Origin of the sequence: Pseudomonas sp. Irchel 3E19, from assembly GCF_900187585.1 — a bacterium.
Lineage (GTDB): Bacteria > Pseudomonadota > Gammaproteobacteria > Pseudomonadales > Pseudomonadaceae > Aquipseudomonas > Aquipseudomonas baetica.
Genome location: NZ_FYDT01000004.1, coordinates 153,096 through 166,939, shown reverse-complemented (window position 1 = coordinate 166,939; position 13,844 = coordinate 153,096). Strand labels below are relative to the sequence as shown.

Genomic DNA, 13,844 nt, shown 5'->3' with positions numbered 1-13,844 from the left:
CAAACGTAACAATCGATCAGCGCGGACTTTCCGGTTTATAGCCCAACCGCAACCCGCCCCAGTGCCGGCCTTTGACCATGATCGGCACCGACAAATCGTGCATCAACTCGCCCGTGTCACGCGTGTAGGTCTGCAACAACACCGGTTGCTGATGGCTGCCACAGCGAATTCCGGTGCGATCGGCAAACTTGCGCTTGGTGCGATTGTTGACCGCATCGACCTGAACATCCCCGGTCAACGGCTGACTGAATGCCTGATTGTGCGTCGGCACATAACCCTGCTGCGTGCAGGCGATGGCAAACACCAGACCTTCGTGACGCGGCAACAGCGGTTCCTGAATCGTCGGCAAAACCTGATCGGTATAACGGTCGAAGCGGGTTTGAAACTTGGCCGGTTGGGTATTCGCGATCGGCACATACTGACGGTCGAACAGATCCTCAAGGCTGATCCGTCCCTGCTCGACATCCGCCTCGAACCGCGCGGCAATCTGGCTCGCCCCTTCGCGCGCCAGGTCATAAATACGCTGGTGGTAATCATCGAGACCGACTTCAGCCAGGCGCTCGCTGATGGTTTCCGCCTGCCCTTCCATCTGCACTGCCGCTTCGGCGAGGCGACGGGTCTGTTGATCACTGATCGCCAGATCGCTGCGCATCTGCTCGATGGCTTTGAACAGACTATCGAGTTGTTCGCGATTGGTCTCGGCGCCCCGGGCGATCTCGCCGACCTGGCCTTCCACGCCAGCCGCCAGGCGTGCGATGTTTTCCAAGTGCTGACCAGTGTGCTCGACCTGTTCGACGCCCGTCTGCAAGTCGCTCGATAGCTCGCGGATCTGCTCCACGACTTGTGCGGTGCGTTGCTGGATGTCGGCGACCATCTCGCCCACTTCCCCCGTGGCCGACGCCGTTCGGGCCGCCAGCCCGCGCACCTCATCCGCCACCACGGCAAACCCGCGACCATGTTCACCGGCGCGCGCCGCTTCAATCGCCGCGTTCAACGCCAACAGATTGGTCTGACTGGCAATCGACTGGATCACCAGCGTCACCCGCTGAATGTCATCACTGCGCAGACTCAAGGCTTCGATCAGTTCGCGACTGGCATTGGCGCGCTGACTGAGCTGGTGCATGCGTGCGATCGAGTCGACCAACTCGGTTCGCCCCGCCGCACTGCTGTGATGCGCCTCACTGGCTGCCGCCAGCGCTTCGCGGCTCAACTGAGACGTCGCATGTTCGGTGGCGATCATCACCTCGGCATTGCTGACAATCCGCGCGGCGGCATCGAGTTGCGATTCCAGTTTGCTCGCCAGCTCCTTGACCGAAAACGCCACGCCAGCAGCCGACAAGGCGTTATGGCTGGTGGTGTAGGAAAGGTCACTGGTCAGTTCGCAAATGGCGCTGCCAGTGTCGGCAGGCTGTACATCGGGGACTGCTCGGGAGCGCAGGCGCGGCAGCCAGACAATCAGCACCGCCAAGGGCATGCCAATGTAAAGCGACCACTCACTCAGCGTCATGCCGGCGAGCAACAGCATCAGGGCGATGCTTTGCAGAGTCGGTGCGATCCAGCGGTTTTTCGGCAAAAGCACTGGTGCAGGCAAAGCCCCAACCAGAGATCCATCTCTCGTCATATCAACACCCCACGCTTGTTCTCATTATTGTGACTGCATTAAACGCCACTAGAACGCCATTATCCATGGTCCGTTAGTCGTGGGGGCTGTGTCAGGTCAATGGAACGACGGGAAATATCGCAGACGAGCAAAAACAAAGATCGCAGCCCCTGCAACTCCATCCAGGAGGTGCCGAAGGCTGCGATCTTTTCGGGGTAACCCACATTCATGGGTTACCGCACAGAATCAGGCCTGACGCTGGTGCTTGTCGATCTGCTCGTGACGCTCTTGAGCTTCGATGCAGTACTTGGTGGTCGGGCTGATCAGCAGACGTTTCAGGCCAATAGGCTCGCCGCTGTCGTCGCACCAGCCAAAGCTGTCTTCCTTGATGCGCTCAAGGGCTTGTTCCAGTTGCGGCAGCATGCGCTGGTCGCGATCAATCGCGTTGACCAGCCAGGTGCGCTCCTCTTCAACCGAAGCCGCGTCCGCCGGGTCAGCCGGGGTGTCCAGGCTTTCGATGGCGATACGGTTTTGCTCAATGCGCTCGTGGGTTTCGACTTTCATGTTCTGCAACAGCTCACTGAAGAAAGCGTGTTGCTCTGCATTCATGTAGTCATCTGCCGGCATGGCCAGCAACTTGTCCTTTGTCATTGATATCTCTATAAAAAAACGTGCATTAAGGCGAAATAGGGAGCGTTCCGGCGAACCGTGTCCGGTCGACGAAAAGGCATCGTTTATTGCAAACGCCACCCGGCACTCAATTTACGAGGGGCGGCAGTCTAAGGCCCGTTTCAGGCATCAGCAACTGTAAATACAGGGAATTTGTCCGACAACGCCCGGAAAATGCTCTGACACAGGCACCACAGCGGTCATCGGAGTGCGTTTATAGCAAGAAATTCAGTCGAGCGGCTGTATATAGAAGACAAACGGCTAACCGAGCGGCGTCCTTGTGGCGATTTTTTCACGCGCCAGTGCATCGTTTCAGCCAGGCAGACCCGGCAAAGCCCCACTAATATCAGGCCAAACCAGCACGCTGTGCCCAAAGGATGACCTATGCCAAGCCCCGATCTGCCGGCCTCCGACGAGCCCACCCTCGCCAGCCCCCCGATCACTGCCGAGCGTCTGCTGCAACTGATCACCGAAGAATACGAAACCCTGCCGCGCCAGCTCAAACGCATCGCCAGCTACATGAGCCAGCAGAGCGACCGGATCATGGTCGACCGCATCAGCGACATCGCCCGTGAGTGCGAAGTCCACCCGTCCGCCATCGTCCGCTTCTCCCAGCGCTTCGGCTTCAGCGGTTTCAGCGAGATGCAGGCACTGTTCCGCACCGCCTACACCCACAAAGCCTCGCCGGTGCAGAACTACCAGCAACGCATCCGCAACATGATCGCCGACCAGTCGCAGCAAGCCAGCGACGGCGACCTCGCCCGCGAATGCATCGAGGCCACCCGCTCCGGCATCGAACGCCTGGGCCGCGAACTCGACGACATCGCCTTCGAAAAAGCCGTCGACCTGATCACCCACGCCGACAACATCTATGTCGTCGGCGTGCGCCGCTCCTTCGCCGTCGCCGACTACCTCGTTTACAACTTGCAACACACCCAGAAGCGCATTCACCTGGTTTCCGGGCTTGGCGGTAGTTATCGCGAGCAAATGCGCAGCGTGCGCGCAGGCGATCTGGTCATCGCCATCAGCTTCACCCCCTACGCCAAGGAAACCCGACACTGCCTGCACTACGCCCGCCAGCAGCAGGCCAACACCCTGATCCTTACCGACAGCCACCTCTCACCACTGGCCAAACGCGCGAACAGCGTATTGCTGGTCAACGAAGGCAGCGCCCTCGCCTTTCGTTCATTGAGCGCGACCTTGTGCCTGTGCCAAGCGTTGTTCGTGGCCGTCGCCTATCGACTCGAACTGAATGTCGATGAGATTCACGAACAGGCCGGATTCGACGACTGACATTTCCGCCAACCTCCGCTAGGTTATGCCTACCCCACCGGTTTGACTTGAAGGAACGCGTCATGAAACTGATCGGCATGCTGGACTCCCCTTACGTGCGCCGCGTGGCGATCTCCGCCAAACGCCTCGGTATCGACCTCGAACACGAGCCCGTCTCGGTGTTCCGCCACTTCGAGCAATTCCAGCAGATCAACCCGGTGGTCAAAGCGCCCACGCTGATCCTCGACGACGGCGTCGTCCTCATGGACTCGACCCTCATCCTCGACTACCTCGAAACCGTCGCCGGCAACAGCCTGCTGCCGAAAGACCTGAGCCAACGCGCCCCACGCCCTGCGCCTGATCGGCCTCAGCCTCGCCGCCTGCGAAAAAGCCGTGCAACTCTATTACGAACGCAACCTGCGCCCGGCCGACAATCAATACCAACCGTGGGTCGAACGTGTCGAAGGCCAACTCGCCGCTGCGTTTACTGCGCTTGAACACGAACTCGAAAAAACCGGTTTGCCCACCGACGGCACCCTGAGCCAGGCCGGCATCAGCCTCGCCGTCGCCTGGAGCTTCACCGACCTCGTCGTCCCCGACCAGATCGATGTGGCGCGCTATCCGCACATCGCCCGCTACACCGCCTACGCTGAAACGCTTGAAGCGTTCGTCAGCACGCCGATGACCTGACCATGAGCGCACCTGAAACCGCGGCACCGGCACTGAAAGAGATCTTTAACGCTGAGCGTTTGCAACACATCGCCACAGAAATGAGCGCTGTGTACCCGGCGTTTAAGGCCAAGGCGTTTTTGAAGCATGCCAATGATGGACTGGCTGAGTTGTCGGTGATGCAGCGGATGGCCCGCGTCAGCGAAAGCCTTCACGCCGTGCTGCCGCTGGACTACGAAGATTCCCTCGAAGTCCTGCGCGAACTCGCCCCACGCCTGAACAGCGGATTCGTCAGCATGTGCCTGCCGCACTACGTCGCCAGCTACGGCGCGCACGCCTTCGATACCTCCATGGACGCCCTGAAATACTTCACCACCTTCGGCTCCTCCGAATTCGCCATCCGCCACTTCCTGCGCAGCGACCTGGAACGCTCTCTGGAACAAATGCACGACTGGACCCAAGACGAAAACCACCACGTCCGCCGCCTCGTCAGCGAAGGCAGCCGCCCTCGCCTGCCGTGGTCCTTTAGGTTGGAACCGATACAGGCTGATCCGCAATTGGCCGCCGGGATACTGGATCGATTAAAGGCGGATGAGAGCTTGTACGTGCGCAAGTCCGTGGCGAATCATTTGAATGACGTGACGAAGGTGCATCCGGAATGGGTGCTCGACACGATTGAAGGTTGGTCGCTGGAGAACAAACACACCGCCTGGATTGCGAAGCATGCGCTGCGCAGTTTGATCAAACAGGGGGATTTGCGGGCGCTGACGGTGATTGGCGCTGGCGGGAAGCCTGAGGTTGAGTTGCTGGATGTGAAGGTTGAGCCGGCGGTGGTGAGACTGGGGGAAGCGATTACGTTGTCGTTTGTGGTGAAGTCGACGGTGGCTGAGGAGCAGAGGTTGGTGATTGATTATGCGATTGACTATGTTAAGGCGAATGGCGGGGTTTCGGGGAAGGTTTTCAAGTTGAAGACGGTGGTGTTGGCGGGGTTTGGGAGTGTGGTGGTGGGACGGCGCCAAGTGATTAAGGATTTTACGACGCGTAAGCATTTTGTTGGGGGACATGGGGTGAGAGTGATGGTTAATGGGGAAGTGTTGGCAGCTACCGCGTTTAACATCATTGCGGGATGACGCCATAAAGAGATTGAGTGGGGCTGGAAAGGGTTGAACAGGTGCGAAATCAAGGGTGGGTCAGTTTCGGCCCATATTGAGCAGCTATTCATGAAGGACTGCTATCGGTCGGAAAAGGACAGTGAAGTCCCAAGATTTTTCAACAAACGGAGTCCCCCTACATGGAAGTCATCAATCATTTGCAGCCAGAAGCGTGTTCAGGCATGGAGGAAATCCGGCGCGAGATCGATGCCCTTGATCAGGTTGTCATTCAACTGCTGGGCAAGCGCTTTCACTACGTACTCGCAGCCTCGAAGTTCAAGACCTCGGCGACTTCAGTTCGTGCGCCAGAGCGGTTCAAAGCCATGCTATTAACTCGACGCGAGTGGGCAGAGGCGGAGGGCCTGAATCCGGATGCAATCGAGAAAATGTACAGCGACCTGGTGAATCACTTCATTGCAGAAGAGATGAAGCACTGGGCTGCTCAACAAGATGACACTTGAGACCAGTGGCCCGGCTGCCTGCCGTGAGTAGTCGATTTCGGTCAGTCATGACAGGCAGCAATCGGCCATTAGCGGCCTCTGACCACCGTAGAGAAAATAATTTCACTACAGTGGATTTAGCTCCCTTGAGAATTAACAAAGTGTTACTCGTAACTGATGATTCCGAGTTGCTTTGCCATGAACAGTTCGTTCCGTTCAACGATCTCCTCGATCACTTTACCCTCATTATTGAACCGGAAATACGTCAGGGCCGTCCACGTCAAGCTCTTGCCTTCTACGTTAAAGCCGTGCCATGTATTGGAGCCAGTTGCACAGTGTGTCAACGCGACTACAACAACGTCATCTGTGACAACTTCCTTGCTGAACGTAGTTTTAATTGTCTTATATCGTTCGAGAACATTTGCGCTCAAGGCTCGCTTGAAATTTTCCAAACCAGCTATCGGAGCATCGCAGTCCGGCCGATGCACGACCACGTCGACATCGAAATACTCGGAAACTCGCTCAACATCCTTACCATCCACACAGTATTTAAAGTAGCTCTTCACCGCATCTAGATTTTTGACGTTCATACGAACCTTACTCCTCTCACATTGATAACAGGCAATAAATTCAAAGATTTTATAAAAGGCCGCCCCGCTTAAAAGGAGTCGTATCCCAGAGATATTAAATCAATACGGACAAGACCTTCTGCACACTTCGCAAGTGTTTAATTGGAACGACCCAGCGTCGTCAGGCACATTCTAGGAGGGGTTATGGTATTCATAAATCTATAATATAGTAGGTGTGATATCGATTATAGGAATACCACATGAGTTTGGAACGGTTGGAAAAATGGGCGACAGTCAGGCATTTTCGCTTGGCGATTGCATTGTTTGAATATGGCAGTGTTTTGCACGCTGCACGCTCGCTGAACCTCTCACAGCCTACAGCGAGCAAGCTGCTACAAGATCTGGAAGAGGCTGTAGAGGCTCAGCTCTACACTCGGAATCGCAGGGGGGTTACGCCTACAGAGCTTGGTCGGGACTTCGTGCAGCGCAGCCGGATGATCCTTGCCCAGCTGGATCAAGTATCCCAAGCAATCGACGCTCTTGGAAAAGGGCATGCCGGGCGTGTTGCCATAGGAAGCGTGTTAACAGGGTCAAGTTATCTTGTACCTGCAGCCATCGCGCGACTCTGGGCAAGCCGACCAAGCATTCGCATCAAAATCGTCGATGGTGTGAGCGGAGAACTGATACCTCGGCTTATCTCAGGCGAATTGGACTTCTTGATTGGGAGACTTTCCGATGTCAGCTCAAGCGTCGTTGTCGCTCAGGAGGCGCTCTTTAGCGAAAACGCCATCATCGTTGCGCGCCGCGACCACCCTCTTGCTCAGCAACCTGTGGTTAAACTGGAAGAGCTCGCGCGCGAAGCATGGATTCTGCCGCCAATAGAAACTACTTTACGGAAGCAGTTCGATAACATCTTTCATCGAAAGGACATTGACCCACCACATGCAACTATAGAAACAGCATCATTCTTTAATATACTTTGGTTATTGAAGCAGACCGATCTTCTTGGAATATTACCTCAATCAGTTATTTCTGACCCAGCACATAGTAATGAGCTAGTTCGCCTTCCAGCTTTCGAACCTCTAATTCTGGAGCAAATCGGTGTTTCCCGACTAGGAGACGCTACATTGTCACCTGCCGCTTCCGCTTTATTGGACGCACTAAGAGAGGTTATGCACAGCCCTCCAAAAATGGAGGAGCACCTTGTGTAAGAGAAGGAGTTCTAATCTTTGCAATAACCCATCGTATGGATGGATAGCCTTGAGAACAGGAAGCAATCGGCTAATCGTTGGGAGCTTTGAAGGTCTGCTTTGGGTCGGTTGCTGCCGTTGGTGACAGGCAAAAAACGGCCAGTAGCGGTCAACTGCAGTTAATGGTTAGCGGCTACCTGCTACCCAACTCATTTATCCTGAATGAGCTGCAAGGCGCGATCAAAGTCGAACAGTTCCACCTGCGCCGCGGCGAGTGCCAGCCGTTCTGCCAACGCTCGATCGAGTGGCATATTGCGCAGTGCCACCAGCACGTCCGAAGCCGCCGTATCACCTTCGTCCAAAAGAACAATAAGCCTGCTCAGTTGCTCCCTGATTGCCGAGTCGTCCAGCGGGTAGCCATCCATGGAGGCCGGTGTGTTTGTTTTAAGGTCGGCCAGAGCCGCCAGGGTCGGGAGCAAGCAATGCTCGACCTGCATCGCTAGCGCTTGCACTACCGTAGCCGGCTCGCCGTTCTGGCAGGCCTGTTCTAACAACGTGCAAGCCTGCGCCACAGCCTTGGCGCCGATGTTGCCGGCGGTGCCGCGCAAACTGTGCGCCAGCCGTCCCGCGGCACCAGGATCCGGATCGATTCGTGCGGCCTGGAATTGCCCGGCAAAGTCTGTCTGAGTATCGCGAAACTTGCAGAGCAGACGTAAGTAGAGATCCCGCCGCCCCATGCAGGTGGCGAGACCCGCCGCCAGATCAATGCCCTCAAGACGATCTGGCAAGCCATCGGCAAAGACTGCGTTCAGCGGTGCTTGAGCGGCTCGTGGCTTGATCCATTTTGCCATTGTGGCGAACATGGTTTCGACATTGAGTGGCTTGGAGATATGGTCGTTCATGCCGCATTCGAGCGCGCGCGCGCGGTCACCGTCCATAGCGTTAGCGGTCATGGCGATCACTGGCAGCGTGCTGAAGCGCGGTTGCTGGCGAATCTGCCGGGTGGCCGTGTAGCCATCCATCACCGGCATCTGGCAATCCATCAGCACGCCATCGAAGTCGCCATCCTCGGCGAGGATATCCAAGGCCTCTTGGCCGTGCGTGGCGAGTCGCAAGCGTATTCCGACACTTTCCAGCAGCTCGCTGGCCAATTCCTGATTCAGTTCGTTATCTTCGACCAGAAGCAGCCGCGCTCCCTTGAGACTGGCGACGGTATCGGCATTCTGTAGGGAGCGTTCGCCAGCCCGAGTATCGCTGTTCGTCTCTCTGCCCAGCACGACACCGATGGCTTCGAGTAACGAGGACGGCGTAACGGGTTTGGTCAGTATCACCGGCAACTGGAGGCCCTGGCGTTCGGCTTCTTCGCGGGCTTCTTCGCGGCCAAAAGCGGTCACCATGATGACCGATGGTGTGCGCATCAGACTGGCGGAATGCATTCTGCTCACGGCCTCCATGCCATCCATGCCGGGCATCCGCCAGTCCATCAAGACCAGATCGTAAGGCAATACCTTGTGCTCGGCGTCGGCCAACATGCGCAGCGCCAGACTACCGCTCTGCGCGACATCCACTTCCAGGCCAAAGCTGCGTGCCATGCCCGAGAGAATTTCACGGGCACTGGTGTTGTCATCCACGACCAGTACCCGCATACCAAGCAGTTCGCCGGCTTTGAACATGCGACGCGGCAGAACGTTTTGCTGCACGCCGAGTTGCACCTGGAAATGGAATGTAGAGCCGATCCCCGGTTCACTTTCGACCCAGATTCGGCCGGCCATCAGCTCCACCAGTTTCTTCGAGATAGACAGCCCCAACCCGGTGCCACCGTATTTGCGGGTGATCGAACTGTCCGCCTGGCTGAATGACTGAAACAGGCGTGAACACTGCTCGACGGTCATGCCAATGCCTGTGTCGCGGACCCAAAAATGCAGTTGCACACTGTCCGTGTGCGCCCCCACTTCTTCCACACCGACCACGATCTCGCCGTGCTCGGTGAATTTGGCTGCGTTGTTGCCCAGGTTGATCAGCACTTGCCCCAACCGCAGAGGATCGCCCAGCAGTGCCGTGGGCAAGTCGGGCGGGATCTGGAGCAACAACTCCAGGCCCTTGTCCTCGGTCTTCAGGCCAATCATCGAGGTGAAGCTGTCGAATACGTCCTCCAGGCGGAAAGGCACGTGTTCGAGGCTCATCCTGCCGGCCTCGATCTTGGAGAAGTCGAGGATGTCGTTGATGATTCCCAGCAGGTTCTCCGCTGATCGGTGCACCTTTTCAATGTAGTTGCGCTGGCGTTTATCCAGTTCTGTACGCAGCGCCAAGTGGCTCATGCCGATGATGGCGTTCATCGGTGTTCGGATCTCATGGCTCATGTTGGCGAGGAACTCGCTCTTGGCCAGCGTGGCCTCTTCCGCTGCAGCCCTAGCCTCTGCCAGTGCGGTGACGTCGATGTTGATGCCGGTTGCGCGCAATGGCTTGCCGTCAGGCGTGCGTGAGAAGCGATTCAGCGAGCGGAACGTGCGCACCTGCCCATCGTTTTTACGCACGATCCGGAAGTCGAACTCGACGCGATCATCGCCACTCTGAACGGCGTTCTCGAACGTGCTGCTGACTCGCGCCACATCCTCGGGATGCACCAGCGCCTTCCAGTGCGCCAACGAACCACCGAAGCCGCCAGGCTCAAGTCCGAATAGTGTTTCAAGCTGGGGAGTCCAATAGTTTGTGCCGCTGACCAGATCGACGTCGAATAACCCGATGTCACCGGCCTCTTGTGCCAGGTTCAGGCGATCGCTGGCAATTCGCAGCCTGGCTCCCATCGCCCGGCGTTCACTCACGTCGCGCACCGAGGCACACACACAGACGCCACGCCCCTCGAGGCGGGGCAAATGGGAAAGGCCGATTTCCACAGAGAACAGGCTGCCGTCTTTGCGTACTCCGCTCAAATCGTCCAGATCGCCGCCCATCTGCCGGGTTCCGCCGCTGGCAATGAAGCCGTCGCGTAACCTGACATGCCGCTCGCGGGCAGCCTGCGGTACCAGACGCTCGATGCTGGCGCCAATCAGCTCGCCGGTGGCGTAACCAAACAAGGTGTCCATTTGCGGGTTGGTCATCAGGATGCGGCCGTCGGCTCCCAGCACCAACATGCCGTCCGGTGCTGCCTCGATGATGCCGCGGTACCAGGCCTCGGTGGCGCGCAGTTCTGCCTGCTGGGCCTCCAGCTCTCTGGCCTGGTGTTCCAGCAGCAAGGTTTGCGCGCCCATTTCGTCAGCCTGGCGCCGTGTTTCCTGCAGCAGCGCTTGGGCTGCCTCGCTGCGTTCCATAATGGCCATCGCACCGGCCAGCCTGGGCAGGACTTCTTGCAAGAGCAACGCCTCTTTCTCCTCCAGCGAGTGAAAGCCAGCCATTTCCACAACCCCGAGCAGGCGCTCGCCACGCAGCACCGGCTGCACCATCAGATGGCTGGCGGCTGCTGCGCCCAACTGCGCGCGCACATGCCAGAACGATTCGGGCAGATCCTCAAGCTGACGGGGTTGGCGATCCAGTGCGCACTGGCCAAGCAACCCCTCACCGAGTTCAAGCTCGGCGGGCAACGGGTGCTCACTGTCCACCGCATAACCGCCGACTAATTGCAGGCGCGAAGCGCCCTCATAAAGCACGTAAAGCGCCCCTTGGCATATGCCCAAACGGGGCGCGATGCGGCTGAAAAAAGCCTGGGCCAACTGATGTGGCGTTTCTGCCTGTTGCAGATCCACTTGCAGGAGCGAGGCATGGCCTTTCACCCAACGCTGGCGTTCAAGTTGACAAGCCTCCACTTGCAGCGTGGCAATGGCCCGCGCCAAGTCGCCGGTTTCGTTGCGCAGGTCGGTGTGGGGGATCTGGCTGTCCAGCTTGCCCGACGCCAATTCATCAACCGCCACGCGGACGCGGTTGAGCGGCACACGAATGGAATAGCTGACCAGCCAGGTCAACAGCAAAGCCAACGTTGAACCGCCCAACAGCAAGATATAGGTGATCATGCTGCTGCGCTGGGCATACTCAGCGAGGTTCTTCGCCGTATCGTGGATGTCGGCTTCCTTGTTTTTCTCGATCTGGTTGAGCAACCCGTCGCCGCCCTGTTCCAACGCAAGAAAATCCTTACTGTTGAGCAACATCAAGGCCTGACCCAAGGAACCCTTGCCGGCGAACTCCAACGCTTCATCGCCATCTTTTTGCAGACGCTGTAATACCCGTTCGAATTCCAGCAGGCTGCTGATGCTGCTCTGTCTGCGCAGTGTTGGACGCACCTGCGCCAACGCTTCGAGGAGGCGCTCTTGGGCGTGGTCCATCTGCGCCCTGGCGCTGATGCGGATGTCGGCGTTATTGGTCGCGATCGCCCGTTGCATGGCCAGCAACAGATGCGGTAGTTGCACCCGAACTTCCTGCACATGCTGGATACCGGCAAGATCCTGTTGGTACAGCTGCTGCATTTCATGCCTGAGCGAATACTGGGTGCGCAGGCTTTGCACGCCGAGTATCAGGATCAATGTCATCAACGCCGCGAAGCCGATGATCAATTTGCTGCGCAGGGACAGGCGCTCGAGCATCTCGAACAGTCTGTTCATAAACGGCCTCTTTCAGCTGGATGTGCAGAGTGATGCGCGGGGCTCAGGGACGATCAGCAATTTGCTCAAGCAGGGCTAACTGCCTGGCCATGTCCTGGTCGCTGTCGGCAAATCGCTCGGCAATTACGCGAAACTGTTCGGCATTGGTGAGAAACGCGTCACAGATGTCCGGATCAAAATGCGAGCCCCGGCCTTCGCGGATGATTTTCACCGCTTGCTCGTGGGGCATGCCGGGCTTGTACACGCGGCGACTGATCAGCGCATCGTAGACATCCGCCACGGCCATCAATCGGGCGCTGATCGGGATGTCATCGGTGGCCACGCCTTGTGGATAGCCACTGCCATCCCATTTTTCCTGGTGGCCGTAGGCAATTTCCTTGGCCAGATGAAGGAAGTCGACGTTTATTCCCAACTGATCCTCGGCGTGCTGGATGGCGTCGCGTCCCAATGTGGTGTGGGTTTTCATGATCTCGAACTCTTCGGCGGTCAGCCGTCCCGGTTTCAGCAGGATGCGATCAGGAATGCCAATCTTGCCGATATCGTGCAGCGGTGCCGATTTGAAGAGCAGTTTGATGGTGTCCTCGTCGAGGAAGTCCCGGAAGCGCGGGTGATTGCGCAACAGTTCAGCCAGGCGTTTGATGTAGTGCTGGGTGCGGCGAATGTGGTTGCCGGTTTCGTTATCACGGGTTTCAGCCAGCGAGGCCATGGCGTGGATCGTGACATCCTGGATGGCGATCACCTCGCGGGTGCGCCGTTGCACTTCCTGCTCCAGAAAATCGTTCTGATTGCGCAGGAAATCGGCAACGGCCTTGAGCTTGATCTGAGTCTCGACCCTGGCCATTAGAACCGGGGGAATGATCGGCTTGGTAATGTAATCCGCAGCACCGAGGCTCAAGCCGCGAATCTCGTCCTCCATAGCGGTCATGGCGGTCAGGAAAATGATCGGTATGTGGCGAATGCGAGCGTCAAGCTTGAGCTGCTCGGCAACGTCATGACCGGACAGGCCCGGCATCATGATGTCCAGCAGGATCAGGTCGGGAAGCGGGTCTGCCTGTAGCAGGCGCAGGGCCTTTTCGCCGCTGTTGGCGGCCTTGACCCGATATTTGTCCTTGAGCAACTCTGCGATCAGCATCAGGTTATCGGGTGTATCGTCGACCACCAGAACGGTAGCTGATGGGTAAACGTCCTGCATGCTATCCATGTATGTTGGCTCCCGAGTCCGCAATTCAAGAGCTGGCGTACTTACGCCATTCTCTTGCTGGCAAGCGTAGCTAGAAACGCCGCAATCGCTAGCTGAAGATCGGCAGGTTGGTTCGAAGAGGCACTCAATCGAATGTCTGCTATTGGCTGTGGATTCAACCGGTGGACGCAACAATCGGCCAAGCGCTCATGACGCCGTCCCGTAAACATCAAAAACCCAGTGTGCTCGCGATGAGCTCAGCGCTTCCATTGATGTTGGCTGACACTACGCCGCCGCAAGCAGGCTCGCTCCCACAGTGAGCATTGGTATTTGGGGAACTACGCTCCGTCAGCGACTGCGCCGACATGGGGCGGCATTTTCCGGCGTTTCCCCCATTGCTGGCGTCGATAGCCCCATCGCGTCAATGACGCTCTAATACAAAACCTCGGCGTAGCAGCTCGTCGATGCTCGTCTGCGGTAGCCGAGGGTGGGTTTCAGCGTGTCAGCGTCTGATC

At 57.6% G+C, this 13,844-nt stretch carries 9 protein-coding genes and 1 pseudogene; 5 read left to right on the top strand and 5 right to left on the bottom strand.

Features of this window, described 5'->3' with window-relative positions:
- Positions 1 to 16 precede the first annotated feature (16 nt).
- Complete coding sequence (locus CKW18_RS04325) at positions 17 to 1,240, bottom strand: methyl-accepting chemotaxis protein (protein WP_371857610.1); 1,224 nt, start codon at positions 1,238 to 1,240, stop codon at positions 17 to 19.
- A gap of 606 nt (positions 1,241 to 1,846) precedes the next feature.
- Entirely contained in the window at positions 1,847 to 2,251 is a 405-nt protein-coding gene (locus CKW18_RS04320; RefSeq protein WP_007935965.1) for a TraR/DksA C4-type zinc finger protein, read from the bottom strand.
- 402 nt (positions 2,252 to 2,653) lie between these two features.
- Between CKW18_RS04320 and CKW18_RS04315 the strand changes: the two genes are divergently transcribed.
- The 4 genes and pseudogenes from CKW18_RS04315 (at position 2,654) to CKW18_RS04300 (ending at position 5,822) form a co-directional block, all read left to right on the top strand.
- The gene (locus CKW18_RS04315; RefSeq protein ID WP_095187633.1) at positions 2,654 to 3,562 is read left to right on the top strand and encodes a MurR/RpiR family transcriptional regulator; all 909 of its coding nucleotides are present in this window, start codon (positions 2,654 to 2,656) and stop codon (positions 3,560 to 3,562) included.
- Between the two features lie 62 nt (positions 3,563 to 3,624).
- Positions 3,625 to 4,231: pseudogene (locus CKW18_RS04310) on the top strand (glutathione S-transferase).
- Between the two features lie 2 nt (positions 4,232 to 4,233).
- The gene (locus CKW18_RS04305) at positions 4,234 to 5,340 is read left to right on the top strand and encodes a DNA alkylation repair protein (protein WP_095187632.1); all 1,107 of its coding nucleotides are present in this window, start codon (positions 4,234 to 4,236) and stop codon (positions 5,338 to 5,340) included.
- A 161-nt stretch (positions 5,341 to 5,501) separates the two neighbouring features.
- Complete coding sequence (locus CKW18_RS04300) at positions 5,502 to 5,822, top strand: isochorismate lyase (protein ID WP_095187631.1); 321 nt, start codon at positions 5,502 to 5,504, stop codon at positions 5,820 to 5,822.
- 143 nt (positions 5,823 to 5,965) lie between these two features.
- Here CKW18_RS04300 and CKW18_RS04295 read toward each other — a convergent pair whose 3' ends face one another.
- Positions 5,966 to 6,391 carry an ester cyclase gene (locus tag CKW18_RS04295; RefSeq protein WP_095187630.1) on the bottom strand — a complete coding sequence of 142 codons (426 nt, stop codon included), beginning with the start codon at positions 6,389 to 6,391 and terminating at the stop codon, positions 5,966 to 5,968.
- Between the two features lie 239 nt (positions 6,392 to 6,630).
- Between CKW18_RS04295 and CKW18_RS04290 the strand changes: the two genes are divergently transcribed.
- On the top strand, positions 6,631 to 7,581 hold the full coding sequence (locus CKW18_RS04290; RefSeq protein WP_095187629.1) for a LysR family transcriptional regulator: 951 nt from the start codon (positions 6,631 to 6,633) through the stop codon (positions 7,579 to 7,581).
- 188 nt (positions 7,582 to 7,769) lie between these two features.
- Here the strand turns inward: CKW18_RS04290 and CKW18_RS04285 are convergent, their stop codons facing one another.
- Together CKW18_RS04285 and CKW18_RS04280 are read right to left on the bottom strand one after the other, a co-directional pair.
- Positions 7,770 to 12,149 carry a response regulator gene (locus CKW18_RS04285; protein WP_095187628.1) on the bottom strand — a complete coding sequence of 1,460 codons (4,380 nt, stop codon included), beginning with the start codon at positions 12,147 to 12,149 and terminating at the stop codon, positions 7,770 to 7,772.
- Positions 12,150 to 12,192: 43 nt separating this feature from the next.
- Positions 12,193 to 13,350: an HD-GYP domain-containing protein gene (locus CKW18_RS04280; RefSeq protein WP_095187627.1), complete on the bottom strand. Its 1,158-nt coding sequence runs from the start codon at positions 13,348 to 13,350 to the stop codon at positions 12,193 to 12,195.
- Positions 13,351 to 13,844 lie beyond the last annotated feature (494 nt).